Origin of the sequence: Candidatus Merdisoma sp. HCP28S3_D10 (assembly GCF_052065835.1) — a bacterium.
Lineage (GTDB): Bacteria > Bacillota > Clostridia > Lachnospirales > Lachnospiraceae > Laedolimicola.
In genome coordinates, this window is the sequence record NZ_JBQHTG010000001.1 from 728,680 (window position 1) to 753,914 (window position 25,235).

24 protein-coding genes and 1 pseudogene are annotated in these 25,235 nt (G+C 51.7%); 4 read left to right on the forward strand and 21 right to left on the reverse strand.

Annotation, left to right across the window (positions count from 1 at the left end; genetic code table 11):
* Positions 1 to 139 precede the first annotated feature (139 nt).
* The 13 genes and pseudogenes from ACTNCH_RS03305 to ACTNCH_RS03365 form a co-directional block, all read right to left on the reverse strand.
* Positions 140 to 310, reverse strand: coding sequence for a hypothetical protein (locus tag ACTNCH_RS03305; protein ID WP_441014789.1), 171 nt, complete (start codon positions 308 to 310; stop codon positions 140 to 142).
* 9 nt (positions 311 to 319) lie between these two features.
* A pseudogene (locus ACTNCH_RS03310) lies at positions 320 to 475 on the reverse strand (DUF6462 family protein); the annotation flags it as partial.
* 209 nt (positions 476 to 684) lie between these two features.
* On the reverse strand, positions 685 to 2,637 hold the full coding sequence (gene lysS / locus ACTNCH_RS03315; RefSeq protein ID WP_441014787.1) for a lysine--tRNA ligase: 1,953 nt from the start codon (positions 2,635 to 2,637) through the stop codon (positions 685 to 687).
* A gap of 24 nt (positions 2,638 to 2,661) precedes the next feature.
* Positions 2,662 to 3,144: a transcription elongation factor GreA gene (gene greA / locus ACTNCH_RS03320; protein WP_441014785.1), complete on the reverse strand. Its 483-nt coding sequence runs from the start codon at positions 3,142 to 3,144 to the stop codon at positions 2,662 to 2,664.
* A gap of 168 nt (positions 3,145 to 3,312) precedes the next feature.
* The gene (gene dusB, locus ACTNCH_RS03325; RefSeq protein ID WP_441014783.1) at positions 3,313 to 4,272 is read right to left on the reverse strand and encodes a tRNA dihydrouridine synthase DusB; all 960 of its coding nucleotides are present in this window, start codon (positions 4,270 to 4,272) and stop codon (positions 3,313 to 3,315) included.
* Entirely contained in the window at positions 4,273 to 5,037 is a 765-nt protein-coding gene (locus tag ACTNCH_RS03330) for a prolipoprotein diacylglyceryl transferase (RefSeq protein ID WP_441014781.1), read from the reverse strand.
* Positions 5,030 to 5,392: a DUF6145 family protein gene (locus ACTNCH_RS03335; protein WP_441014779.1), complete on the reverse strand. Its 363-nt coding sequence runs from the start codon at positions 5,390 to 5,392 to the stop codon at positions 5,030 to 5,032. Before ACTNCH_RS03335 ends, ACTNCH_RS03330 begins: the two co-directional genes overlap by 8 nt.
* Positions 5,379 to 6,359 (reverse strand): biotin--[acetyl-CoA-carboxylase] ligase, encoded by a 981-nt coding sequence (locus ACTNCH_RS03340; protein WP_441016118.1) that lies wholly within the window; start codon positions 6,357 to 6,359, stop codon positions 5,379 to 5,381. The genes ACTNCH_RS03335 and ACTNCH_RS03340 overlap by 14 nt, the downstream gene beginning before the upstream one ends.
* Entirely contained in the window at positions 6,359 to 6,643 is a 285-nt protein-coding gene (locus ACTNCH_RS03345) for a hypothetical protein (RefSeq protein WP_441014777.1), read from the reverse strand. Before ACTNCH_RS03345 ends, ACTNCH_RS03340 begins: the two co-directional genes overlap by 1 nt.
* A 2-nt stretch (positions 6,644 to 6,645) precedes the next feature.
* Positions 6,646 to 7,635, reverse strand: coding sequence for an ornithine carbamoyltransferase (gene argF / locus ACTNCH_RS03350; protein ID WP_441014775.1), 990 nt, complete (start codon positions 7,633 to 7,635; stop codon positions 6,646 to 6,648).
* A 32-nt stretch (positions 7,636 to 7,667) separates the two neighbouring features.
* Positions 7,668 to 8,603 (reverse strand): SPFH domain-containing protein, encoded by a 936-nt coding sequence (locus ACTNCH_RS03355; RefSeq protein ID WP_441014773.1) that lies wholly within the window; start codon positions 8,601 to 8,603, stop codon positions 7,668 to 7,670.
* 2 nt (positions 8,604 to 8,605) lie between these two features.
* Complete coding sequence (locus tag ACTNCH_RS03360; protein ID WP_441016116.1) at positions 8,606 to 9,046, reverse strand: NfeD family protein; 441 nt, start codon at positions 9,044 to 9,046, stop codon at positions 8,606 to 8,608.
* A 174-nt stretch (positions 9,047 to 9,220) separates the two neighbouring features.
* A complete protein-coding gene (locus ACTNCH_RS03365; protein WP_441014771.1) occupies positions 9,221 to 10,240 on the reverse strand; it encodes an SH3 domain-containing protein in 1,020 nt (339 codons plus the stop codon).
* Between the two features lie 243 nt (positions 10,241 to 10,483).
* Between ACTNCH_RS03365 and ACTNCH_RS03370 the strand changes: the two genes are divergently transcribed.
* The gene (locus ACTNCH_RS03370) at positions 10,484 to 11,257 is read left to right on the forward strand and encodes a LytTR family DNA-binding domain-containing protein (RefSeq protein WP_441014769.1); all 774 of its coding nucleotides are present in this window, start codon (positions 10,484 to 10,486) and stop codon (positions 11,255 to 11,257) included.
* Here the strand turns inward: ACTNCH_RS03370 and ACTNCH_RS03375 are convergent.
* The 4 genes from ACTNCH_RS03375 to coaBC all read right to left on the reverse strand — a co-directional run bounded on the left by ACTNCH_RS03375 (position 11,235) and on the right by coaBC (position 17,964).
* Positions 11,235 to 12,041: a TrmH family RNA methyltransferase gene (locus ACTNCH_RS03375; RefSeq protein ID WP_441014767.1), complete on the reverse strand. Its 807-nt coding sequence runs from the start codon at positions 12,039 to 12,041 to the stop codon at positions 11,235 to 11,237. The genes ACTNCH_RS03370 and ACTNCH_RS03375 overlap by 23 nt on opposite strands.
* Positions 12,042 to 12,055: 14 nt before the next feature.
* A complete protein-coding gene (gene pfkA, locus ACTNCH_RS03380) occupies positions 12,056 to 13,036 on the reverse strand; it encodes a 6-phosphofructokinase (protein ID WP_441014765.1) in 981 nt (326 codons plus the stop codon).
* A gap of 224 nt (positions 13,037 to 13,260) precedes the next feature.
* Positions 13,261 to 16,743 (reverse strand): DNA polymerase III subunit alpha, encoded by a 3,483-nt coding sequence (locus ACTNCH_RS03385; protein ID WP_441014763.1) that lies wholly within the window; start codon positions 16,741 to 16,743, stop codon positions 13,261 to 13,263.
* Positions 16,744 to 16,752: 9 nt separating this feature from the next.
* Positions 16,753 to 17,964, reverse strand: coding sequence for a bifunctional phosphopantothenoylcysteine decarboxylase/phosphopantothenate--cysteine ligase CoaBC (gene coaBC, locus ACTNCH_RS03390; protein WP_441014761.1), 1,212 nt, complete (start codon positions 17,962 to 17,964; stop codon positions 16,753 to 16,755).
* A gap of 174 nt (positions 17,965 to 18,138) precedes the next feature.
* On the opposite strand from coaBC, the gene ACTNCH_RS03395 reads away from it, so the two are divergent.
* Together ACTNCH_RS03395 and ACTNCH_RS03400 are read left to right on the forward strand one after the other, a co-directional pair.
* Entirely contained in the window at positions 18,139 to 18,747 is a 609-nt protein-coding gene (locus tag ACTNCH_RS03395; protein ID WP_441014759.1) for an ECF transporter S component, read from the forward strand.
* Positions 18,748 to 18,898: 151 nt separating this feature from the next.
* Positions 18,899 to 19,669 (forward strand): type III pantothenate kinase, encoded by a 771-nt coding sequence (locus ACTNCH_RS03400; protein ID WP_441014757.1) that lies wholly within the window; start codon positions 18,899 to 18,901, stop codon positions 19,667 to 19,669.
* Between the two features lie 168 nt (positions 19,670 to 19,837).
* Here ACTNCH_RS03400 and ACTNCH_RS03405 read toward each other — a convergent pair whose 3' ends face one another.
* Complete coding sequence (locus tag ACTNCH_RS03405; RefSeq protein ID WP_441014755.1) at positions 19,838 to 21,511, reverse strand: DUF2142 domain-containing protein; 1,674 nt, start codon at positions 21,509 to 21,511, stop codon at positions 19,838 to 19,840.
* Positions 21,512 to 21,622: 111 nt separating this feature from the next.
* Between ACTNCH_RS03405 and ACTNCH_RS03410 the strand changes: the two genes are divergently transcribed.
* Positions 21,623 to 23,077, forward strand: a complete 1,455-nt coding sequence (locus tag ACTNCH_RS03410) for a GDSL-type esterase/lipase family protein (protein ID WP_441014753.1) — start codon at positions 21,623 to 21,625, stop codon at positions 23,075 to 23,077.
* A 71-nt stretch (positions 23,078 to 23,148) separates the two neighbouring features.
* On the opposite strand, the gene ACTNCH_RS03415 is transcribed toward ACTNCH_RS03410, so the two are convergent.
* The 3 genes from ACTNCH_RS03415 to ACTNCH_RS03425 all read right to left on the reverse strand — a co-directional run bounded on the left by ACTNCH_RS03415 (position 23,149) and on the right by ACTNCH_RS03425 (position 25,181).
* Positions 23,149 to 23,382 carry a polya polymerase gene (locus ACTNCH_RS03415; RefSeq protein ID WP_087163641.1) on the reverse strand — a complete coding sequence of 78 codons (234 nt, stop codon included), beginning with the start codon at positions 23,380 to 23,382 and terminating at the stop codon, positions 23,149 to 23,151.
* A 94-nt stretch (positions 23,383 to 23,476) separates the two neighbouring features.
* On the reverse strand, positions 23,477 to 24,313 hold the full coding sequence (locus ACTNCH_RS03420) for a CvfB family protein (RefSeq protein ID WP_441014751.1): 837 nt from the start codon (positions 24,311 to 24,313) through the stop codon (positions 23,477 to 23,479).
* Positions 24,314 to 24,479: 166 nt separating this feature from the next.
* A complete protein-coding gene (locus ACTNCH_RS03425; protein ID WP_178039974.1) occupies positions 24,480 to 25,181 on the reverse strand; it encodes an acyl-ACP thioesterase domain-containing protein in 702 nt (233 codons plus the stop codon).
* Positions 25,182 to 25,235 lie beyond the last annotated feature (54 nt).

Sequence of the window (25,235 nt, forward strand, 5' to 3'; positions counted from 1 at the left end):
GCATGACAGCCTGATGACTTTGGCAACTGGCTGATATTACAAGAAGTCCTGCTATGAGGAACATAACTGTATACAGAATTAAATTTATTGGTATTTTCTTCAAAGTATCATTCCTTAGTGAAAAATTTTTTTTATTATATCATAAATAACCTCGCCATTCCACAAAAAAGGACGTACCACCAGCAATATATTCAGTTTCTTCTACACTAAATCCATATTCCTGAGCTACCGCTTCGACCCTTATGTATCTTTTTATTACCTCTCCACCATGAAGGTAAGCCCTAACATCCGGCTGTAATTGTGTTACCATCCTTTTCACCTACTTATAAAATTCATCATCTACTATATGGAATGTCTCAATATACTCATCAAATATTTTCAAATTCACAAGTACTAACTGACCTAGCTTATAGATTGCTTTGGCATCCTTAGCCATCTGCATAAACTTTGATATACTCATATGATACATTTCTGCTCCTTCGCTATATCAGCTGTTCCTATAACGCAAAAAGAGGACATCTTCTAAATTTCTTTAGAAAATGTCCTCTAAGTAATACAATCTTTAATTTTTCAGACTAAGCAATCTGTACTAACGTGTATTGACCTTTATATGACTATAAGTTTTTTTGGTCAAAACTTGGTCAAATGACCTTGACCAATCAAATTTAGATGAATTTAATTCTCTTAATACAGCTTAGCTCCAGCAGGAATTACATCATCTAACATAAGCAGATTCAGTCCTTCGTGTCCGTCATACTCGTACACTGCTGAAATTAACATTCCTTCTGATGGGATTCCCATCATCATTCTGGTAGGAAGGTTTGTGATTGCTACGCATGTCTTTCCTACAAGCTGTTCCGGCTCATAGTACTCATGAATACCGCTTAAAATCGTGCGTTTCTTGTCAGTTCCATCATTTAATGTGAACTTGAGAAGCTTCTTTGACTTTGGCACTGCTTCGCAGGCTTCAATCTTTACGACTCTGAAATCAGATTTTGCAAATGTATCAAAATCTACAAATTCCTCAAAAAGTGGCTCAATTTTTACTTTTGAAAGATCGAGCTGTACGCTCTCTGCGGACACACTTGTTGTCGGCACACTTTCTGCCGGAGCTGCTTCGGAAGTCTTGGAAGCCTTCTTGTCTGAGCCTAATGACTTCATTGTCGGGAACAGCAGTACGTCGCGGATAGCTGCGGAATCTGTCAGCAGCATACACATACGGTCGATACCGAAGCCGATTCCGCCTGTGGGCGGCATACCGATCTCCAGAGCGTTCAGGAAGTCCTCGTCTGTGGTGTTGGCTTCGTCGTCGCCCTGTGCCAGCAGCTCCTCCTGTGCCTTGAAGCGCTCCCGCTGATCGATGGGGTCATTCAGCTCGGAGTAAGCATTCGCCATCTCCCAGCCGTTCATGAAGAACTCAAAACGCTCTACATAATCCGGGTTCTCCGGCTTCTTCTTGGTCAGCGGAGAAATCTCGATGGGGTGATCCATTACAAAGGTGGGCTGAAGCAGATGCTCCTCTACAAACTCCTCGAAGAACAGGTTCAGGATATCGCCCTTCTTATGACGCTCCTCGAACTCCACGTGATGAGCCTTTGCAGCCTCACGCGCGTCCTCCAGCGTGTGAATCTCATTCCAGTCCACACCGGAATACTTCTTAACGGCGTCGACCATGGTGATACGCTCAAAGGGCTTGCCCAGATCCATCTCAATGCCATTGTATACAATCTTGGTGGTTCCCAGTACATCCTGTGCCACGGTACGGTACAGGTTCTCTGTCAGATCCATCATGCCGTGATAATCGGTATATGCCTGATACAACTCCATCAACGTGAACTCCGGATTGTGACGGGTATCGATACCCTCGTTACGGAATACACGGCCAATCTCGTACACGCGCTCCAGACCGCCGACGATCAGACGCTTCAGATACAACTCCAGGGAAATACGGAGCTTGAAGTCCTCGTCCAGGGCGTTGGAATGTGTAATAAAGGGACGCGCTGCCGCGCCGCCTGCGTTGGCTACCAGAAGCGGAGTCTCCACCTCCATGAAGCCCTGGGAATCCAGATAACGGCGGATGCTGCTGATAATTTTGGAACGCTTGATAAAGGTATCCTTGACATCACTGTTCATGATCAGGTCGGTGTAGCGCTGACGGTAACGCACGTCCGTATTGGTCAGACCATGGAACTTCTCCGGAAGAATCTGAAGACTCTTGCTGAGCAGGGTTACCTCTGTCACATGAATGGAGATCTCACCGGTCTTGGTGCGGAATACCTCACCGTGGATACCGATGATATCGCCGATATCGAATTTCTTGAAATCCTTATATGCTTCTTCACCTACGTTATCTCTTGCCACGTAGCACTGGATATTGCCCTTCAGATCCTGCACATTGCAGAAGGAAGCTTTACCCATGACACGCTTGGACATCATACGTCCCGCGATGGTTACATTCTTACCCTCCAGCGCGTCAAACTCATCTTTGATCTCCTGGCTGTGATGTGTCACGTCAAATTTTGTAATCTGGAACGGATCCTTTCCGCGCTCCTGCAGATCTGCCAGCTTCTCCCGGCGGACCTTCAAAAGCTGGTTAATATCCTGCTCCTGTCCATTCTGATTCTTCTGTTCTCCCATTCCCGTACTCCTCTCGTATCTCTCTTACTTGGATCTCTGGATCTCAAGTACCTTATATTCAATTTCGCCTGCCTGCGTCTCTACCTTGATGGTGTCGCCTACACGCGCGCCAATCAGGGCTTTTCCTACCGGAGACTCATTGGAAATCTTGCCGTTCAGACTGTTTGCCTCGGAGGAGCCTACCAGCTTGAACTCTTCTTCCTCATCATATTCCACATCCAGAACCTTAACCACGCAGCCTACGCTGATCTTGTCCAGATCTACCTCGTCCTCTACTACAACCTCTGCGTTCTTCAGGATCTTCTCGATCTGCTCGATTCTGGCCTCGATATCACGCTGCTCGTCCTTTGCTGCATCGTACTCGGCATTCTCGGACAGGTCTCCCTGCTCTCTTGCCTCTTTGATCTTCTGCGCAACCTCTTTTCTCTGGACAACCTTCAGATCCTGAAGCTCGTCCTCCAGCTTTTTCAGTCCCTCATAAGTCAGTAAGTTTTTCTTCTCGCTCATTTTTTACATCCTTCCTGGTTCTTATCTATTCCATTATATCTTTTTCTGTCACAATTATTCCTGTCAGATTTCTGAGAAATGGCGTAACCCAATACTCTCCCATCATCAGAATATCCACGATATTATACACTCAAAGCTTCCGGTTGTCAATCATTCGTGGGTTTTTCCCTACATTTCACGCAAAAGCGCTTCCATTTCCTCCAGGCTCTCCACACTGTTGATTCTGCCCCGTAGCTTTGCGGATCCGGGCAGTCCCGTGGTATACCAGGAGATATGCTTCCGCATCTCCCGGATGCCTGTATAATCGCCCTTATGCTCCACCTGCATCCGGGCGTGACGGAGCATCATTTCCTTTACCTCTTCCTTCGAGGGCTTCTCCGGCGCCTTCCCGGTTTCCAGGTATTCACTCACCCGGCGGAATAGCCAGGGGTTGCCTCTGGCAGCCCGTCCAATCATAACGCCATCGCAGCCGGTCTCCTTAAGGAGCGCCTTTGCCTTCTCCGGGCTGTCCACATCGCCGTTTCCGATAACCGGAATCGACACGGCCTCCTTCACCTGACGGATAATCTCCCAGTCGGCCTTTCCGGAATAAAACTGCTCCCTGGTCCGTCCGTGTACGGCCACAGCCGCCGCGCCGCTGGCCTCAGCAATTCTGGCAATCTCCACCGCATTTACATGGTCATCGTCAAAGCCCTTCCGGAACTTCACCGTCAGCGGCTTTTTCACAGCCCGGGATACCTTGGTAATGATCTCCTCTATCAGCTTCGGATTCTTCATCAGCGCCGAGCCTTCTCCGTTTCCCACAATCTTCGGTACCGGGCAGCCCATATTGATATCCAGAATATCGAAGGGGCGTTCCTCGATCTGCGCCGCGATTTCCGCCATCAGATCCGGTTCGGATCCAAAAAGCTGCAGGGATACCGGATGCTCCCTTTCGTCCGTCTCCATCAGCTTCTCCGTATTGCGGTTATGGTAAGCAATGGCCTTGGCGCTGACCATCTCCATACACACCAGCCCCGCGCCCTGTTCCCGGCATAACATACGAAAAGGCAGGTCGCTTACACCTGCCATTGGCGCCAGTATGACCGGATTCGGAAGCTCCACGCTTCCTATCTTCAATGTCTTCATTTACTGTTCCTTTTCTTTTCTGCCGAAGCCGAAGAAAAAAATCGCTCCGAATACAAACATAAAAATTGCGATAAACTGGGAGGTAGACAATACGCCTACGCTTCCTCTTTCCAGGTCGCCCCGGAAGTACTCCAGCACGAACCGGCCCGCGCTGTAAAGCATAAAATACAGACCTGTTACCTGTCCGTCCTTCTTTTTCCATTTTTTAACAAAATAAATCAGAATCAGAAAATGAAGGAAATCCAGCCCACTGGAAATGATCTGTGTAGGAACCAGCGGTACGCCGTTGGGAGCATAAGCGGAATTGTGAAAGGTGATGGCAAAAGCGCCTGTTGTCTCCCGTCCGTAGCAGCAGCCTGCCAGCAGACAGCCGATACGGCCGAAGCCCTGGGCCAGAGCCACAGAGGGCAGGGTCAGATCCAGATAAGCCAATAGCTTCATGTTCCAGCGTCTGCAATAAAGGACAACACCCACAAAGCCTCCGATCAGCGCGCCGTAGATGACAAATCCCTCCAGCAAATCCCGGTAAAGCAGGCTGGGATCCGCCGCAATCTGGGGCAGCACCGTAAGGTAATACAAAAGCTTTCCGCCCAGGATTCCGCCGATAACAGCCCAGAAGGTCATGCCAAATACCCGCTCATCATCAAGACCGATTTTCCGGGCCCGGTATTCCGCCAGACAGTAGGCTGAGAAAATACCGATGGCAATCATCAGGCCGTAACCGTATACGGTAAAGGGTCCGATTTTTAAAAGTTCATTATGCATGTTCTGTCTCCTCGTTCAAAAAGAATACGCGGTAAAACATTTCCAGGGAAGCCAGAAGCTCTCCCTTCTCTCTCCGCAGCTCCTTGATCTGCAGGCTGCTTCCGATCTCGTCAAAGAAGAAATCGTCCTCGTGGCTGGATACCCGGAAAACCAGGGTACCGTCCGGCTCAAACTCCAGAAGCAGGCTGCCGCCCACCTGATTGACAAAAAGGACACATAGGATCTTCAGCTCATCCTTGATGGCTGCGGGAAGCGCCGCAAACTGTTCATTAAAAAAGTATTTCTCCTCGTAGGAATTGGCTCCGCAGAGGACTGTATTTTCCTGTTCCATCATTTCTCCCTTATACATAGCCATACACGCCGCGCACCGATACCTCTCCGGCATAGATGGCCTCTGTGTGTCCGTCCGGGCAGCGCACCAGCAGCTCACCCTGGGCGTTGATCCCAAGGGCGGTTCCGGTATATTCATGTCCCGGCTCCAGCACCCGCACCACCTGATCCCGGTTCACCAGCAGACGGTCGTATTCCTCAAGCAGCAGGCTCAGGTCCTCGGTTTTTTCAAACAGCGTATAATATTTCTCAAAATACTTCATACACAGGGCAATCAGCTCTGCCCGGCGGAAGCTGTGTCCCACTGCCTGACGCAGGGAAATCGCCTGATTCAGTTCCTTCGGAAATTCCCGGGTATTCACATTGATCCCGGTGCCAATCACTACATAGTGAATTCCGTCCATCTCCGCGCTCATTTCCGTCAGGGTTCCCGAAGCCTTCCGCCCCTTGATTACCACATCGTTGGGCCATTTGATACCCGCCAGCTCCTGTCCCATCAGTTCATTGGACGCGTCTGCCACTGCCATTCCCATGACCAGTGTCAGCATGGATGCGTGCTCCGGGCGGATATCCGGCCGCAGCAGCAGGCTCATATAAATTGCCTCTCCCGGAGGAGAGTCCCAGGCGCGTCCCCGCCTGCCCCGGCCCTTTGTCTGCTGATCGGCGCACACCAGGGTTCCGTGGGGCGCTCCCTCCTCTGCCAGTCTTTTGGCCTGAATATTGGTGGAATCCGTATCCGCGAAGCAGATCAGCTTCCGGGCCATAATCTCTGTCTGAAGATAATTGCGGATCTCTGCCTCCGTCATAGCGTCCGGTGACGTCAAAAGACAGTATCCCCGGTTCGGCACACTGTCAATCTCGTATCCTTCTTCTTTTAATCTGCTGACTGCCTTCCAAACAGCTGTCCGGGACACCGAAAGCCGCTCACACAGCTCCTGTCCCGACACATAACCGCCGCTCTCCCGGAGCGCCGTTAAAACCTTGTCTTTTATCATAAAAACCACATCCAGATGATATTGAAAATCAGTGCCACTATCATGATTCCCGAAAAAATCGAGCAGATATAGCCTGTCACCTTTTTATTTTTCGCCAGCTCCATAATGCCTGTCACTGCGGACATTCCCGCTCCCAGAAGAAAGACAAGGGGAATCAGCATTCCCCTTTTTTCTCCAAATAAAATTAACAGAGCCAGAATCAGCACCGCGCAGGCCAGGACCATGGAAATCATTTTCCAGTAATAATAAGGGTCCCTGCTCACATGGCTTGCTTTTTTCATGCTTAAGCCCCCAGTGTCGCCGCCATCACAGCTTTGATGGTATGCATCCGGTTCTCTGCCTCGTCAAAAACTACGGACTGGGCAGACTCAAATACCTCGTCGGTGCATTCCATCTCGTCGATACCGAATTTTTCCTGAATCTTCTTTCCGATTCCGGTCTTCAGATCGTGGAAGGCAGGAAGACAATGGGTAAAGAGCGCCTGAGGTCCCGCATTCTCCATGACCTTCTTATTCACCTGATAGGGCATCAGTTCACGGATCCGGCTCTCCCATACCTCGTCCGGTTCTCCCATGGACACCCATACGTCCGTATAAATAACATCCGCGCCTCTAGTGCCGTCTATCACGTCCTCTGTCAGGGTGATTGTAGCTCCTGTCTCCTTCGCCACGTTCTCACAGTAGGCTACCAGCTCCGCATTGGGGAAATACTGCTTCGGCGCGCAGGCGGTAAAGTGCATACCCATCTTCGCGCAGGCAATCATCAGGGAATTACCCATATTGTAACGGGCATCGCCCATATAGACCAGCTTCACGCCCTTCAGATGTCCCAGGTGCTCCTTCACCGTCAGAAGGGTTGCCAGCATCTGTGTGGGGTGATATTCATTAGTCAGGCCGTTCCATACGGGAACGTCGGAATATTTCGCAAGCTCCTCTACGATCTCCTGCCCGAAGCCCCGGTATTCAATACCGTCAAACATCCGACTCAGCACTCTGGCTGTGTCCGCAATGCTTTCCTTCTTGCCAATCTGGGATCCGGACGGATCCAGATAGGTGGTTCCCATACCCATATCGTGGGCAGCCACCTCGAAAGCGCAGCGGGTACGGGTGCTGGTCTTTTCAAAAATCAGCGCCACATTTTTCCCGCGCATATCGCGCTCTACGATTCCGGCTTTCTTGCGGGCCTTTAAGTCTGCAGCCAACTCTACCAGATACTCAATCTCCTCCGGTGTAAAATCCTTCAGTGTCAGAAAATCGCGTCCCTTTAAGTCCATTTCTTTTGTCCTCCAGCCTCGTCTTATGTCAACTAATTCTCTTTTGCTACCTCGGCAACTGCCTTTACCATACCTGCCAGTCCCTGAATATCGGACGGAATGATAATCTTAGTTGCCTGACCGTCTGCCGCCTTGGCAAAGGCCTCCAGGCTCTTAAGCTGCAGAACCGCACTGTCTGCGGAAGCCTCCTTCAGCATTTTCAGACCGTCTGCATTCGCCTGCTGCACCTTCAGGATAGCCTGTGCCTGACCTTCCGCCTCGCGGATAGTCGCTTCCTTCTTTGCCTCTGCCCGGAGGATCGCAGCCTGCTTCTCTGCCTCTGCGTCCAGAATCGCGGATTCCTTCTGTCCTTCCGCTACCAGAATGGTGGACTTCTTCTCACCCTCTGCCCGGAGGATCGCCTCACGGCGCTCACGCTCTGCCTTCATCTGCTTCTCCATAGCGTCCTGAATCGCAGCGGGCGGAATGATATTCTTAAGCTCTACACGGTTTACCTTGATACCCCAGGGGTCTGTGGCGATATCCAGAGATGCCCGCATCTTGGTATTAATAACCTCACGGGAGGTCAGGGTCTGATCCAGCTCCAGATCTCCGATGATATTACGAAGGGTTGTCGCTGTCAGGTTCTCGATAGCCATAATCGGATTCTCCACGCCGTAAGCGAACAACTTCGGATCGGTAATCTGGAAGAATACGACGGTGTCGATCCGCATGGTTACATTATCCTTGGTAATGACAGGCTGGGGAGCGAAATCTACCACCTGCTCCTTCAAAGTTACGCGCTTTGCCACCCGGTCGATAAACGGCGCCTTAAAATGAATTCCCACGCCCCAGGTTCCCATATAAGCTCCGAGACGCTCAATTACCAGCGCCTGCGCCTGGGGAACAATCTTGATACAGGAAGCAAGAATCATCAATATAAATAAAACAAGAATCAATACTAAAATAGTTCCTACAAAACCCGCCATTTTCAGTCCTCCTTCTTCTTTCTCACAATCAGTTTCACGCCTTCTACGGCAATGATTTCCACATGGGCATCCTTCGGTATGATCTCCGAATCCTCTTCTGTACGGGCCGTCCAGGTCAGACCGTTCACAAATACTTCACCCCGGCCCTCCAGATTGCAAATCTCAGCCGTCACCACAGCCGTCTTTCCCATCAGGCTGTCCACATTGGTCTTTTCCTGCTTCTGTCCGTTGAAAAACTTCAGCGCCCAGGGTCTGGTTCCAAAAAGTAAAACCAGGGATACCACGCAGAACACCGCCCACTGAATAACAGGGGACACGTCCAGCATGGCGAGAACAAACGCCGCCAGCGCGCCTCCGGCAAACCAGATGGTGGTCAGGCCCAGCGTAATAATCTCAATCACAACCAGCACAATCAGTAATACCAGCCAGTACATGGCATCCATCACTTACCACGCCCCTTTCCTGCCTGTTCCTTTTCTGTACGGTCAGACTTTCTGCCAACCCCGGAACGGCTGTTATAATCATACTATAGTTTGCTCTCCAGCACAAGAAAAATAATTATCCCATCACAAATTCAGGGATCTGTGAAGCTTCACAGACCCCTGTCATTTCTCTCTTTAATAAAATACGTGATTGCCAATCACAATGTGATCACTGCCCACCGGAGACGCCGCATTTTTGAAATGGGTAAAGCCTCCTACATTGGTATAACCATTGATGGCTTCCTGGGCTGCCTGTCTGCAGCTGGCCTTCGGATTGCTTAAATATCTTCCGATGGTTCCGTTGCTTACCACGCCAAACTGTCCCGGCGCGTAAATCACTCCCATGATACTGCCGTAACGGCCGCTGCGCACACGGTTCATAACAACAGCGCCCACTGCCACCTGGCCTTCATAGGGCTGGTTGCCGGCCTCCGCCTGAATCAGAGCTGCCAGAAGCGTTACCTCGTCGCCGTTGGCCTGCAGCGCGCTTAACTGCTGCTTCAGCTTCTCCCGCTTCTCCTCAGCCTCTTTCTTCTCGATTTCGTCCATGGTCATGGCTTCGCCCAGCTCGTAATTTACGTCCACATATTCTGCGGAAACAAAGCCTGTCTTATCCTCTGCGTACTCTACCTGTACCCATTCGCCGGCCTGCTCTACCACGTCCAGCTTGGCGCCTTCTTCCACATTCTTCAGAATCTTCGCGTCGGTGCTGGCTTCGGAACGGATCCGCAGTCCTCCAGTCAGAGATGTGGCGGTCAGGGTAGCCTCCTCCAGGGATTCGTTATAAGCGTCCTGCCCGAAATGCAGGTATTCGTCGCTCACATAGCCTTCCACATTTCCGGAACGGACTTTTGTCCAGCCCAGCTCTGTACGCTCCAGAATCTCTCCTCCGTCGCCCTTGAACATCCGGCCGACAGCCTGGGCGTCCGCATTGGGCTCCTGGCGGACTGTCACATAGTCCTCCACATTGGCGAGAACCTTTTCTCCCCATTCCTCTTCTATCTTCAGTGTTTCAAAATCTTCGCTTGTCAGATCCGCCATCACGGACTCGATACCTGCCGAGGTCTCCACTTCCAGATTATCAAAGCCGCAGCCCAGAACCCAGACAAAAACCAGAGCGAAAAATAACGGTACCTTTTTGCTGATTGCGTTCATAAAAAACCTCCTGTAAGTCTTAATCGTGATAGTAACATTACATGTTATTTAACATTTCATGTCACATATTACAATTAATTATTACAAATGTTACATTTTTGTTACAAGAAGTATTGTAGCAGAGGAACGGGGATTTGTCAATCTCATCTTGTTTTTGTGCAGAAAATGCCCTATAATATTCATAAACCACTTGTTTTTGTAAAAAAATCACTTGTATTAACCGGAAAAAGAGGAGAGTTCCCTATGAATATTTCAGACCTGGTCAACCGTTCCGCCGACATTATTAACCAGTATTATCAGAATAATATTACGCCCTTTCTGGAGGCCTTTCACGAGGACGCCCTCTGGATTGGCCCTGCGGAAAAGCAAATCCTGCGTACTCGGAAAGCTATTCAGGAGGCATTCCATAGGGAAAAGCATGAGCTGAAGTTCGTCCTGCATGATCTGACCCTGACTCCACTGACCGTAGGCAGCCGGCAGGCCTGTGAAATCATGGTCTTCTACCGGGTAGATACCATCTGGCCCGACGGCAGCTCCAATCAGGTGGTTCAGCGGGTCCAGCTGAGTTGGTGTCTCCAGAATGGCGAACCCCGCATCCGGGTCTGCCATATCTCCAACGCCATTTCTTACGACGAGCGTGACACGATCTACCCGGTGCATTACGCGGAAACTTATCGCACCATGGCCCCGGCCGGACAGGCCCGCTCTGAGCGCCTCTCCTTCCGCAGCCCGGACAAGTCCTTCATCTATCTGAACCACAGTCATATTATCTATGTTGAGAGCAACGGCCATCACGCCATTCTTCACACCATTGACGGCGATTATGAAACCCGGGACAGCCTTCCTTCTATAGAAAAGCGATATGCGGATTACCTGCTCCGCTGTCATCAGAGCTATCTGGTGAACCCGGAGCACGTAACCCAGATCCAACGCTTCCGCCTTCATCTGACCGGCAGTATCACCCTTCCGATCCCGGAAAAAAAATATACCTCCGTCAAAGCGGCCCTGTTAAAGTAAGCCTTCTCTGCCGGTAGGCCTCATACATCAAAAGCGCGGAAGCCACGCCTGCGTTCAGGGATTCCAGGTGTCCCTCCATGGGAATCCGGATCAGCGTATCCGCTTTTTCTGTCAGCTCCTCTGTCAGCCCGTTCCCCTCATTTCCGATAAGGAACGCGGTGCCGCCCCGGTAGTCCTCCTGATCATAGCAATTCACGCCCTTCAGATGGGCCGCGAAGGAACGGATTCCATGGGTCTTCAGCAGCTCCACGGTATCGCACAGGTTCTCTGTATACAGAGTCGGAACCCGGTACACGGAACCCATGGTAGACCGGATCGTCTTGGGATTATACAGATCCACGCAGCCCTTACTTAAAATCACGCCGGTTACGCCCGCGCCCTCCGCGGTTCTAAGAATCGTTCCCAGATTACCCGGATCCTGCAGGTTCTCAAGAAGTAGCAGCAGCGGTTTTTCCGCCTCCAGAAGGGTCTTCAGCTCGCTTTCCTGCTGCCGCACGATACAGAGCACGCCCTGGGGCGTCTGGGTATCGCTGGCTGCCTTGAAGACATGATCCGTCACAATCTCATAATCCAGCTTTTCCTGCTGTATCCGCTTTTCCAGCTCCGCCTTATGCTTTTCAAAAAAGCTTTCGGAAAAATAAACCTTTTCTATCCGCTCCCCGGGGGCCTCCCGGAACATCTTCGGTCCTTCCACTATAAAGACGCCGCGCTCATCTCTGAGTTTTCTCTTTTTATTCAACTGAACCAGCAGTTTCATCTGCTGGTTCGCTGTGCTTGTAATCATAAAATTCTATTCTCCTAGCAATGTCTGGACAGGTCCTTAGCCACCTGATACTGGTACGGATCAATACCCTTCACCATAGCCAGAGCTTCATCAATATCAAAATCCTGGAACCGTCCGTGCTGATAGCCTACTACCCGGTTGGTCTTGCCCTCGCAGAGCAGATCCGCAGCCATAGCTCCCATCATGGACGCGTATACCCGATCCTTACAGGTGGGGCTTCCGCCTCGCTGCATGTGTCCCAGAATCGTCGCTCTGGTCTCAATACCGGTAGCAGCCTCGATCCGGCGCGCCATACTGGTGGAATGTCCTACGCCCTCCGCGTTTACGATGATATGGTGCTTCTTGCCCCGCTTCCGGTTCGCAATGATATTGTTGATAATCTTCTGCTCATCGTAATCGTAATTCTCCGGAAGCAGAATATCCTCCGCGCCGTTGGCAATTCCGCACCACAGGGCAATGTAGCCTGCATTCCGGCCCATTACCTCGATAATACTGCAGCGCTCATGGGAGGTAGAGGTATCACGCACCTTGTCAATGGCCTCCATGGCTGTATTGACCGCCGTGTCAAAGCCGATGGTATACTCGGTACAGGAGATATCCAGATCAATGGTTCCCGGAACGCCGATGGTGTTGATACCCAGCGCAGCCAGCTTCTGGGCTCCCCGGAAGGAACCGTCTCCGCCGATGACCACGATACCGTCGATTCCATGCTTCCGGCAGATCTCCGCGCCGCGCTTCTGTCCTTCTTCTGTCATGAATTCCTTACAGCGTGAGGTAAATAACATGGTACCGCCGCGCTCAATGGTATTGGATACATCGTTTGCGGACATATCTATGATTTCCTCGTCCAGAAGTCCCGTATAGCCCTTCAGGATACCCTTTACCTTTTTGCCGTTTACCAGAGCCTTACGTACAACCGCACGCACTGCCGCGTTCATACCGGGCGCGTCTCCTCCGCTTGTCAGTACTCCGATGGTTTTGATCTCTTTTGCCATGATGATTCCTCCTCGCCTCTGTCCGGATTCACATTTCCGGGCTATTCCTGTGATCGTTACATGAAACGCCTTTGTGTCCGATTTTACACAACTATTCAGTTCCCTCATAGTTGTGATTCGCAAATCCATTTAAAATCTGCTTTGCAGATGGGATTTGCTCACTCCTGAATCACTTTCTTACGTTCTGTGCAATAAATGCACAGAACTACCTTTAGCTTTTGATTTTACTTCATACGACGTATATTTTCAATACGTTTCTCCACAACTTTTACATTTCCTTTCCCAAAGCTTTTTTCCAGCTTTTCCATCAGATCCGGTCCCGCATTTACGCTTTTTCCGGCCGGAAGACGCTTCACACGCTTCTCTGCCGCCGCGTAAAGCACCACCGGATCCTTCCCGTCGCTGTCCGCCAGCAGAGAGAGAAGCTCCGGCTCCCGCTCCAGACACGCCGCCTGATCGGGAAACTGAATCCACAGCTCCTTTTTTCCTGCGTCAAAGGGGATAATCCGGTCGCAGATCAGCTTGGCCGCCCGGTCGTCCCCGGCGTCCACGTGACCGCTCAGAAAGATTTTCGCATCCTCCTGAAGTGCCTCCGCGCTTCGCTCATACACGTTGGGGAATACCACAACCTCCACCGTTCCCAGCAGATCCTCCAGCTGCAGGAAGGCCATAACCTTATTATTCTTCGTATATTTGATGGTTTTTCCGGTAATCATACCGCCGATGACCACGGACTCCCCGTCATGCAGCTTCGTCTCGCCCGTCTCCTCGTCCAGCGCAAAATCCGTGGTCACCGCCGTGATATTTTTCTTCCAGCGATCCATGTATTTTTCCAGGGGATGGCCGCTGACATAGACGCCCAGCACCTCTTTTTCAAAGAAGAGCTTCTGCTCCTTGTCGTACTCGTCCACATCGGGAAGCTTGGCCTGGAAGCTTGCCTTTTCTTCCTCGCCCACCAGATCAAACAGGGAGAGCTGTCCGGCCATCATCGTCTTCTGGCTCTGGGTTACCCCGTCCATGATCCCGGCGTAGGCCAACATAAACTGCTGCCGGTTGCCGCCCAGGCTGTCCAGGGCGCCCGCCTTGATGAGATTTTCCACCACCCGCTTGTTGACGTCCTTGCCGCCCAGCCGCTCGATAAAATCCGTCAGGCTCTTGAAGCGTCCGCCCAGCCTTCTCTCCTCGATGATCGCCTCCACCACCGGACGTCCAATGCTCTTGATAGCGCAGAGCGCAAATCGGATGGAACCGTCGGCTACGGAAAACCGGGCCTCGCCCTCGTTGATATCCGGCGGCAGTATATCGATTCCCATCTGCCGGCAGGTCAGGATATACTCGGATACCTTTCCGGAATTGTCGATGACGGAAGTCATCAGCGCCGCCATGAATTCTACCGGATAATAATATTTCAGCCAGGCTGTCTGATAAGCCACCACCGCGTAAGCCGCCGCGTGGGATTTGTTGAAGGCATACTTGGCGAAATCTATCATTTCATCGTAAATCTTCTGGGCCGTCTGCTCGGGAATGCCGTTTGCGATACAGCCGGGCACGCCCTCCTCCGGGTTTCCGAAGACGAAATTCTGACGCTCCTTCTCCATCACCGCCGCCTTTTTCTTGGACATGGCGCGGCGCACCAGATCACTTCGTCCCAGGGTATAGCCGGCCAGCTTCTGCACGATCTGCATAACCTGCTCCTGATAAACGATACAGCCATAGGTGGGCTTTAAGATCTCCTCCAGCTGGGGACAGTCATAAGTAATGCTCTCCGGGTGATCCTTTCCCCGGATATACTGGGGAATAAAGTCCATGGGGCCCGGACGGTACAGGGAAATGCCCGCAATCACGTCCTCCATGCTCCTGGGTCGGAGCTCCTTCATAAAGCCCTTCATGCCGCTGCTTTCCAGCTGGAACACGCCGTCGGTTTTTCCGGTTCCTAAGGAAGCATATACCGCCGGATCGTCATAATCGATATGGTCTATATCAATGGTCTGTCCGGTCCGCTCCGAAGCCATACGGGCCGCGTCCTGGATTACCGTCAGGGTACGCAGTCCCAGGAAATCCATTTTCAGCAGTCCCAGCTCCTCCAGGGTCGTCATGACAAACTGTGTCGTGATGGAGCCGTCGGAGGCTCTGGACAGCGGCACATACTCGTCTACCGCCTTCTGGCTGATCACCACGCCCGCCGCATGCATGGAGGTGTGTCTGGGAAGTCCCTCCAGGCGCATGGACATATCGATCAGCTCCTGCACCTGCGGATCATTTTCATAGCTTTTCCGGAGCTCCGGATTCATTTTCAGGGCCTTTTCCAGGGTAATATTCAGCTCCTGGGGTACCATTTTCGCAATAGAATCCACAAAGTTATAGGGCAAGTCCATCACCCGGCCCACGTCCCGGATTACGCCCCGGGCCGCCAGGGTACCGAAGGTTACGATCTGTACCACCCGGTCCTTGCCGTATTTCCGCACCACATAATCGATCACCTCCTGCCGCCGTTCATAGCAGAAGTCAATATCGATATCCGGCATAGACACACGCTCCGGGTTCAGGAAGCGCTCAAACAGCAGCTGATAGCGCATGGGATCGATATTGGTGATCCCCATAGTATAGGAAACAATGCTTCCGGCCGCGGATCCACGTCCCGGTCCCACTGCGATTCCATGCTCCCTGGCATAATGGATAAAGTCCCAGACAATCAGGAAATAATCCACGTAGCCCATATTTTTGATCACGCCCAGCTCATAGGTCAGACGATCCCGCATGGTACCGTCATCGTCCGGGTAGCGCTCTGCCAGTCCGTCAAAGCAGAGCTTATTCAGATATTCCCAGGAGGTATAGCCCTCCGGCACATCGTATTTGGGGAGCTTGGTAACGCCGAATTCAATCTCCACATTACAGCGCTCCGCGATTTTCCCTGTATTTTCCAACGCCTCTTTCGCATACGGAAAAAGCGCTTCCATTTCCTCCGGGGATTTCACATAATACTGACCGCCCTCGTAGCGCATCCGGTCCTCATCCGCCAGCTTCTTGCCGGTCTGGATACAGAGCAGGATATCATGGGGCTTCACATCCTGCGCATAGGTATAATGACAGTCATTGGTGGCTACCAGGGGGATCTGAAGCTCCTGACTCATACGCAGCAGCGCCTGATTCACGGTCTTCTGTTCCGGAATGCCGTGATCCTGCAACTCCAGGAAATAATTTCCTTTTCCAAAGACTGCTTCATATTTTAAAGCAGATTTTTTCGCTTCCTCATAAAGTCCCTTCTGGATATACCGGGGCACCTCGCCCGCCAGGCAGGCGGACAGGGCGATGATTCCCTCATGAAACTCCTGCAGGACCTCCATATCCACACGGGGCTTGTAGTAAAAGCCCTCCACATAACCGCAGGATACGATTTTCATCAGATTGGCGTAGCCCTGGTTGTTCTCCGCCAGCAGCACCAGATGATAATACCGGTCGTCCCCTCCGGTGGTCTCCTTGTCAAAGCGGGAATTTGGAGCCACATAGACCTCGCAGCCTAAGATCGGCTTAATCCCCTCCGCCCGGGCCGCCCGGTAGAAATCAATGACGCCGAACATGGCTCCATGATCCGTAATGGCCGCCGCCGTCATGCCCAGATTTTTCACCTGGGCCACATATTCTTTTATCTTATTGGACCCGTCCAGAAGGCTGTATTCTGTATGGGTGTGTAAATGTACAAATGACATGAAGTCTCCTTATCCCAGTTTTTTACAGATCTCGTTCAAAATCTCATGGGCCGTCTCTTCTTTGGAAAGCAGCGGAAGCTCCCGTTCCCCTTCCCGGCTCAGCACCGTCACGCAGTTGGTGTCGGTTCCGAAGCCCGCGCCCGTCTTCCGGAGGCTGTTGGCGCAGATCAGATCGCAGTGTTTGCTCTCCAGCTTTTTCTTCGCGTTGGCCAGCAGATCCTCTGTCTCCATGGCGAAGCCGCAGAGCACCTGGCCTTCCCTTTTGTGCTCGCCCAGATATTTTAAGATATCCCGGGTTCTGGTAAGCTCGATGGAAAGTCCGCCCTCGGCCTTCTTTATCTTATGGTCTGCGGTGGTCGCCGGCGTATAATCCGCCACTGCAGCGGCTTTGATAATCACATCAGACTCCTCCGCACGCTCTTTCACAGCCTCGAACATATCCTGCGCTGAGGTTACACGCACCACATTCACCAGCAGTGGCGCTTCCGCCTCCGTGTGGGCTGCCACCAGCGTCACCTCCGCGCCCCGGAGCATGGCTGCGTGGGCCAGGGCAAAGCCCATTTTCCCGGTAGAATGATTGGTGATAAAGCGTACCGGATCGATGGCTTCCCGGGTGGCTCCCGCAGTCACCAGCACCTTTTTCCCTGCCAGATCCTTCTCGCAGGCAATTTCCTTCAGAATATATTCCAGCAGCAGCCTTTCGTCGGGCATTCGTCCGTCGCCGCTGTCCCCATTGGCCAGCATACCGGTCTCCGGCGGAATGATCTCATAGCCGAAGCGGGCCAGCTTCTCCAGATTATCCTGGACGATCGGATTGTGGTACATATTGTGGTTCATGGCCGGGGAAATGATTTTTTTGCAGGGACAGGCCATGACCGTAGTAGTCAGCATATCATCGGCAATGCCGTTCGCGATCTTGCCGATCACGTTGGCAGAGGCCGGAGCTACCAGCACCACGTCCGCCTGCTTTGCCAGCGCCACATGCTCCACACTGTACTGGAAATTCCGGTCAAAGGTGTCGATGAGGCATTTATTGCCCGTCAGCTGCTCAAAGGTCAGCGGCGTGATAAATTCCGTAGCGTTTTTCGTCATCAGTACCTGCACGTTGGCCCCCAGTTTCCGGAGCATCCGCGCCAGATTTACGATTTTATATGCAGCGATACTTCCTGTTACGCCCAGTACCGCGGTCTTTCCTTTTAACGTATTTTTATCCAATGTCATCTGTCATTCCTCCCGTTTTATTCCCCTTGATTATAGGGGAATTTCGCATTTTTTTCAATACAAAGGCCCCCGAACTTTTTATTTGCTTGAATTACGGATTTTCCTATGCTATCATTACCCCGTAATTGTATTGTATCCGCGTATGCGGAATAATAACAAGGAGGAAAACTGAATATGAAAACATCTAACAAAACACGGCAGCTAACCATTCTCGGACTGCTGACCGGCATCTTACTTCTGATGGCTTATACGCCTCTGGGATACCTGAACATCGGGCCTCTGGCTATCTCGTTCAATGTGATCCCTGTCGCACTGGCTGCCATTACCCTGGGACCTGCAGGCGGAGCTGCCGCGGGAGCCGTATTTGGACTGACCAGCTTTTTACAGTGCATCGGTGTGGGCGGTGTAAGCGCCATGGGTGTCGTACTCTTCGGCATCAATCCCGTACTGGCATTTATCCAGCGTTTTATTCCCCGTCTCCTGGACGGACTTCTGCTGGGTTATATCTTCCGCGGTGTAAAGAAGGCTTCCAACGCGCGCGTAGGCTGCTTCGTAACCGGCTTCTTCTCCGCATTTTTAAATACGCTGTTTTTCATGACCGCACTGGTTGTCCTGTTCGGCAATACCGAATATATGCAGGGACTCATCGGCGGTAAAAATATCATTCTGTTTGTCTGCAGCTTCGTAGGCATCAACGCCGTCTGCGAGATGGTTTCTTCTACCATTATTACAGGCGCCGTGGGCTTCGCCCTTCTGAAGGCAGGCCTCATTAACCGCGATTAAACCCTTTCTATTTAAACTATATCACAGCCTGAAGCACTTGCTGCTGAAGGCGTATAAAAATGATTTGAGAGTGCAAAATCCCATCGACGAAGTCGATTCTCATGGATTTTGCATCATAACTGCGAAGGCACTGAGCAGTTAGGAGGAAATGATGATACTCACCATTGATATCGGAAATACGAATATTGTCATGGGTTGTTTTCACAAAGACCAGCTTCTCTTTCTGGAGCGTTTTTCCACAGAGCAGGATTCTACCTCGCTGGAATACGCTACCATTATCCGGGAAATGCTGGATCTGCATGAAATCGAACCCTCCCGGATCCGGGGCGGCATTATTTCCTCCGTGGTACCTTCCGTGACCAATACAGTCCGGGAGGCAGCCGAGAAATTCACCGGCGCCCGGATGCTGGTGGTGGGACCCGGTATCAAAACCGGAATCAAACTGGCCGTAGACGACCCGGCCCAGCAGGGCAGCGACCTGATCGTAGGCGCGGTGGCAGGCGTCCACAGCTATCCTGTCCCTCAGATTATCATCGACATGGGTACGGCTACCACCGTCTCTGTCATCAACCGGGATAAGGCCTATATCGGAAAAATGATTCTGCCCGGCGTGGCCGTTTCTCTGAACGCCCTGTCCGGGAAGGCGGCCCAGCTGCCCTATATCTCTCTGGAGAAGCCGAAGAAGCTCATCGGAAGCAATACGGTGGACTCCATGAAAAGCGGCATTCTCTACGGAAATGCCGGAGCTCTGGACGGTCTGATCGACCGGATCAACGAGGAGCTTGGAACCACCTGTACGGTGGTCGCCACCGGAGGTCTGGCAGGCGTCATCGCGCCCCTGTGCCGACACCACATGATCCTGGACGATGATCTGCTGCTGAAGGGGCTGCTGATTCTATATTACAAAAATTGCTCAAACTAAAGATATTGTTGCAACAAAATGCGGGCAGATTTCCATATCCCATGTTCGCCCGTTTCTCGTTACATCGGTATGCCTGGCCCGGACTCAAGTCCGTTCCATTCATACCGATGTCTCGAAAAGGCGGACATCTGGATATAGGAAATCTGCCCGTGTTTTTACGCCAACTTTTTATGGTTTTCGCAGCACCACCGAGGTTCCCAGATCTGTCATCTCGTAGCCTGCGTCCAGGTATCTCTGCATCAGCTCCGGCTTTTCCCGCATACTCTCCTCATAATCTGTACAGTACACTACCGTGGGCGTCTTTCGGGGAAAGAAAAACTGATAGACGTCATACAGGGAATCGTAAAACTCACCCCAGCAGGTATAATTGGCCACTGCCGCGTCCGTGCAGAGGTACGCCCATGGCTCCATATTCATGACCAGCAGGACATCCTGCTCTGTCAGCTGCAGAAACTCCAGCTCCCGCACGCGTTCCGAATGAAATTCTGCCATGCCGGAGGTCGTATAGAGGCCTTTGGCAGGACCGTCCGTCACTTTTTCAGTCAGCTCGGACAGCGGCGCTTCATTATAAAAAAACGCAATTCTTAAGCTTCCTGAAATTCCCAGTTGAAGCATTAGAAGCAGCGCAGCACAGACCGCCGCACCGCGGCCCCATTTTCCAAGAGCTTCCCTCTGCTCCTGAATGAACTGTGCCAGAAACAGCGCGCTGACGGAGCTGCTGAGCACGTAACAGGAGGTAATGCAGAGAATTCCCGTATCCGAAGCGAAATGGGAGCACAGGGAATAGAGGATTCCCGGCACAAACCACAGTCCGAGATATCGGTAGTCCTTCTTTCTCAGCAGACGGAAGCACAGAAGTCCTGTCAGGGACAGAGGCACCATGCAGAAGTTTGTCGGCACCCGCTGCTGTAAAAAACCGTGATACCAGAGGTAGAAGCCCGCCAGCGCCGCCACCGGAAGCACATAAGCAAACGCGTGCTCCCGGCACTTCCGATCCAGACAGGAAAGCAGCAGCGCCCCGCCGGTTACCCAGAAGAGATACCTATATTCCGGATATAATTTTCCGAAATAAGAGGTAAATTTCCGCATCCACTGACCCGCGTTCTGCTCGTAGCCGGGAATGTGAAAATTGTAAGAAAATGTCAGCCGCAGCTCACCCAGGGACGCTCTCTGATACAGCATCAGACAGAAAATCAGAAATACTGCGAAGGCTCCCACGCTCATCCAGAAGAACGGAACCAGAAGCTTCTTTTCCCGTCCTACAGCCACCCGTAGTATCTGAACCGCGCCATACAGGAGATACAGCACCAGGGCAAAGGGATTGGCCAGGATACAGAAGGCGGCGCAGATACCGCAAAGCAGCGGATCTCTCACCGGGTGCTTTTCCTCTTGCGTACATAGTATGCAGAAGGAAAGCAGGGCAAAGCCGATTCCCAGTGTATTGTAGGACAGGGACGCAATGTTAAAGGGCGTGAAAAGCAGATAAACCAGGCTCACGAGAAGCGCGCCCCTTTCCCGCTTCCGAAGCCGCAGATACACAAAGCAGGCCACTGCCGTCTGAAAAATCACATACAGAATCCGCAGATACAGGATCACGCCTTCATTGGATTCTCGCACCAGCCGGAACAGCACATAAAACGGATACACCGGGATCATGGACATCAGATGCATCTGCCAGTCCTGCACCAGATACACGTCCCCCCGGTACAGACGGTAAAGACAGTCTGCGTAATACATTTCATCATTATAATTCACGCCGTAAAATGCCCGCCAGATAAGAACCAGGCCCAGAAGCGCCAGCAGAACCGCCGGGGCGTACGCGGCGTATTTTGATTTCTTCATGAATGTGTTTCCTCCCTTAAAGCTTGCCATATTATAACAAAAAAAGAGCTTGAAGTAAACCCGGACGCCCCCTATAATAAAACTCATATCATAGAAAAAGAGGTACTGAATTTGCATCCGTTTTTCACCTGTCTTTTAACCGCGGGACTGACCGTTTCCTCTCTGGGCGCTCCGGCTCTGACCGACGGCAGCGTGCTGGGCTTCTGGGGAGACAGCATTACCCATGCGGAATACTCAGAAATCAATTACACACACGTTTTATATAATTATTATGTAACCCATATGCCGGATACGAAGCTGGAGCTCCGTAATCTGGGCGTGGGCGGCGCGCGGCTGACCCACGCTCTGGATCTGTATCAGGTGGATCCGGCTGCCCGTGGCCTGACGGACGCCGTGGTAGAATACGGAATCAACGATCTGCAAAAATACCTGTACGAGGATCCGGATCTGTATCCGGAAGGAAGCGACGCCCGGGAAGAAAATCTGGTGGATTACCAGGCCAACCTGGAAGCCTTCCTGCATACCCTGGAGCAGGGCGGCGTCCTCGCCGATCACATCGCCATCGCAACCCTCCCTGTTCCGGACGGGCTCCGTTTCGGAACAGACGATGAGGACTACCAGTCCAAAAATGAAGCCCGAGCCCGGGTAGAAGAGGGCTTTACCCGTATCTCTGATGTTATCCGTGATACTGCGGCAGAGGAACAGGTTCACCTGCTGGAGCTGCAATATCCCTTAAATAAACTGGCCGCTTCTCTTTCTGAAGAACAGAAAGCTTCCGATATCATGCTGGAGGATCTGCTTCACCTGAACACTGCGGGACAAATCTATCTGGCTTATCTCATTCTGGAAGAGCAGGGCGCTCTGACGGAGGTTTCACAGGTAAATATTCAGAAGGGAAGTCTCCTTTCCTCCGACGCGGAAGTGTCCCATTTACATTATAAGGACGATTATCTGTATTATGATTACCGTGCAAACCGTCTTCCCATGGGCGTTTCCCACGAATACTTTGAAGCCGACGAGACCCTGCATATTCTGGATCGGATGAACCGGGAAATGATCCGGGTTTCTGATCTGGATCCGGACGCAACCTATGATCTCTATATGGACGGCCGGATTCTTGGCAGCTACACCGGCTCCGATTTTGCTTCCGGCGTCAATATCGCCAATCTCCGGGAGAATCCGACCCAGGAATACGCCCGGGCCATCGAGCAGCTGAACCGGGGCAGGCGGGCCGAAGAGCTCTCTTACCGTAAGCTTGTGCAGAATTATACCGACTGCGGCTCCGGCGCAGTCACCGCCGAAGATATCGCTGCCGGATACGCAGACTGGCAGCCAAAGGACACTGAATACCGGGAGGCTATGTACACCTCAGCCCGGACCTGTATCCAGGCTGTCCACCGGGTGGCCATTGTCCGGCAGGGCATCACGCCCCCGAAAGCGGCTCTGTCCGCGCCGGGCGGTTCTTCCCGGAAGCTGCTTTTTGTAGGCGTCGCAGGAGGATTTGCAGTTATCGTTCTTGTTGTTGGAATTTTCCGGACTGTATATCGGAAACGAAAAACAGATTAACGGGATTTCGTAAAAAAGGGCAGAAAAAAGCGAGGTATTGTTCCAGCGGAACGGATACCTCGTTTTATTCTTTAACCATTGATCATAAATGAAACTAATTTGTCGATGTCTTCCTTCTCGTATGCGATGATCTCAAGCTCCGGAATCTCTCCGTTGGAGAAGATGTTTGCCATAGATACATACTGGGAAAGCTTTGACTTCAGGTTCAGTCTGTCGCCCTCGCCTGTAACCAGCTCAACCTTACCCTTGCAGCTGTCTACTACCTTGAAGAATTTATCGATATCGGTAATGTTCTGTACTTTCATTCTGATTCACCCCTTTCTTTTCTTTCCCTATTATAACCGCAAAATCCGGCTTTGGAAAGCACTATTTTAATTTTTAAAGATTTTTTAACAATTTTTACATTTTTCTGCGGATACTCTTTTCCGTTATCTCTATTTTGCCCTCTTTTAAGAGTCTTCCCACCGCTCTTTTAAACGCATTTTTGCTTAAATGCAGTTCCCGCTCGATCACTTCCGGTGACGCTTTGTCTGTAAAGGGCAAGACTCCGTCAAATTCATCGATCACCTTCAGCACATTTTCCGCGTCCGCATCCATCTGCAGATAGGCTTTTTCCCGGAGACTTAAGTTCAGCTTGCCGTCCTCATGGACGCCGGTCACCCGGGCTTCTACGATATCGCCGATTTTCGCGTCCCCATGGAAATCCTTCCGGGGCACCAGACCGGAATAACGGTTATCTACCGCTACGAACGCGCCGAACTCCTCGCTGATCTCGTAGACGGTTCCTGTGACCCGATCGTCCTTCTTATAAGGAGACGAAAGCTCCAGATATTCGTATACATTCATGGTCGCGCAGAGCCGGCTGCTCTTGTCGATATAGAGGGCCACCAGAACTTCCTGCCCCTCATGTACCCGTCGGGTCTGCTCCCGGAAGGGCAGCAGCAGATCCTTTTCCAGTCCCCAGTCCAGAAAGGCGCCGATTTTCCCTACCTGGGCCACCTTCAAGACCGCCAGTCCGCCCAGCTCCAGTTTTGGCTCATGGGTGGTGGAGATCAGACGATCCTTGGAATCCTTGTATACAAAAACAGTCAGCCGGGAACCGATTTCCGTCCCCTCCGGCACCTGCTTCTTCGGCAGCAGTACGCGCTCCTCCGCGCCCTCCTGCTCTCCGAGATAGACGCCAAACTCTACTCTTTTTATTACGGTTAATTCCTGTTTCTTTCCTAATTCAATCATGTGTGTTTCCGTCCTCCTGTTCTCTTCGTTCACAGGAGACCGCTCCGTAATGCACAGAGATTATGCTATACGCATAATCTCGCGCTGGCATAACTCGGGATTTTGGCATATACATGCCAAAACACCTCGCGGAACAGTGTCCTGTTGAAGTTTACTTAAGTAATATTTACGATAGTTCTACGACCGCGTAGGGCCGGCCCAGCTCGTCGCAGAGCCCCACCGTATAGCGGCCGTCCTCCAGGGCCGTCACCGGGTAAATCATATCCCCCAGCACCGCTGATTTCTTATATTCCGCCCGCAGCTGATGGATCGGGAAATCCTCGGGAATATATTCCCGGGCCATCTGGATATACTGACCGTTGTTCACATGATGGTTGGTGTCCAGATGGTGCTTCTGCACGGGAAACGGCTCTCCGGTCTCTCCCTCCTTCGGCATGGGAACCTTCCGGGAAGCGTACTTCATATCCAGCTTCTCCTCCAGCACGTATGCCTTCTCGATATCCTCCGGCACCCGGACCGGCAGTCCCGTATCTGTGTCCAGGAAGCTCCAGAGACTGTTTCCGTAGGCAAGCCGCTTTCCCTCCTTGTCCTGCATGACAAAATTGCGATAGCCCATAAAATTTTTGAAATGATAGGGCCAGGTGCCTGTCTCGATCTCCTCGCAGAGATCCGGATAACGCTCAATGACGATCTGCCAGGAAGAAAGTACCCAGACCCGGTGCAGCTTCTCCAGACGCTCCACTCCATTGTTCAGCTCCTCCGACTGAAAGGTGCTGCAGTCCTGGAAATAATTAATGATACTGTTCAGCGACAGCTTTTTATCCTCGCCCACCTCGCTGTAGCGGACCCGGCTTTTAAATGAATACATATATTACGCTCCTTCTTATCCGTCTGCGTTTCGTATTTATTATAGCGAAACACC

Coding starts and splice junctions, on each gene's coding strand:
- ACTNCH_RS03305 (WP_441014789.1), bottom strand. CDS start 310: ATGGTAACACAATTACAGCCGGATGTTAGGGCTTACCTTCATGGTGGA.
- lysS (WP_441014787.1), bottom strand. CDS start 2,637: ATGGGAGAACAGAAGAATCAGAATGGACAGGAGCAGGATATTAACCAG.
- greA (WP_441014785.1), bottom strand. CDS start 3,144: ATGAGCGAGAAGAAAAACTTACTGACTTATGAGGGACTGAAAAAGCTG.
- dusB (WP_441014783.1), bottom strand. CDS start 4,272: ATGAAGACATTGAAGATAGGAAGCGTGGAGCTTCCGAATCCGGTCATA.
- ACTNCH_RS03330 (WP_441014781.1), bottom strand. CDS start 5,037: ATGCATAATGAACTTTTAAAAATCGGACCCTTTACCGTATACGGTTAC.
- ACTNCH_RS03335 (WP_441014779.1), bottom strand. CDS start 5,392: ATGGCTATGTATAAGGGAGAAATGATGGAACAGGAAAATACAGTCCTC.
- ACTNCH_RS03345 (WP_441014777.1), bottom strand. CDS start 6,643: ATGAAAAAAGCAAGCCATGTGAGCAGGGACCCTTATTATTACTGGAAA.
- argF (WP_441014775.1), bottom strand. CDS start 7,635: ATGGACTTAAAGGGACGCGATTTTCTGACACTGAAGGATTTTACACCG.
- ACTNCH_RS03355 (WP_441014773.1), bottom strand. CDS start 8,603: ATGGCGGGTTTTGTAGGAACTATTTTAGTATTGATTCTTGTTTTATTT.
- ACTNCH_RS03360 (WP_441016116.1), bottom strand. CDS start 9,046: ATGGATGCCATGTACTGGCTGGTATTACTGATTGTGCTGGTTGTGATT.
- ACTNCH_RS03365 (WP_441014771.1), bottom strand. CDS start 10,240: ATGAACGCAATCAGCAAAAAGGTACCGTTATTTTTCGCTCTGGTTTTT.
- ACTNCH_RS03370 (WP_441014769.1), top strand. CDS start 10,484: ATGAATATTTCAGACCTGGTCAACCGTTCCGCCGACATTATTAACCAG.
- ACTNCH_RS03375 (WP_441014767.1), bottom strand. CDS start 12,041: ATGATTACAAGCACAGCGAACCAGCAGATGAAACTGCTGGTTCAGTTG.
- pfkA (WP_441014765.1), bottom strand. CDS start 13,036: ATGGCAAAAGAGATCAAAACCATCGGAGTACTGACAAGCGGAGGAGAC.
- ACTNCH_RS03385 (WP_441014763.1), bottom strand. CDS start 16,743: ATGTCATTTGTACATTTACACACCCATACAGAATACAGCCTTCTGGAC.
- coaBC (WP_441014761.1), bottom strand. CDS start 17,964: ATGACATTGGATAAAAATACGTTAAAAGGAAAGACCGCGGTACTGGGC.
- ACTNCH_RS03395 (WP_441014759.1), top strand. CDS start 18,139: ATGAAAACATCTAACAAAACACGGCAGCTAACCATTCTCGGACTGCTG.
- ACTNCH_RS03400 (WP_441014757.1), top strand. CDS start 18,899: ATGATACTCACCATTGATATCGGAAATACGAATATTGTCATGGGTTGT.
- ACTNCH_RS03405 (WP_441014755.1), bottom strand. CDS start 21,511: ATGAAGAAATCAAAATACGCCGCGTACGCCCCGGCGGTTCTGCTGGCG.
- ACTNCH_RS03415 (WP_087163641.1), bottom strand. CDS start 23,382: ATGAAAGTACAGAACATTACCGATATCGATAAATTCTTCAAGGTAGTA.
- ACTNCH_RS03420 (WP_441014751.1), bottom strand. CDS start 24,313: ATGATTGAATTAGGAAAGAAACAGGAATTAACCGTAATAAAAAGAGTA.
- ACTNCH_RS03425 (WP_178039974.1), bottom strand. CDS start 25,181: ATGTATTCATTTAAAAGCCGGGTCCGCTACAGCGAGGTGGGCGAGGAT.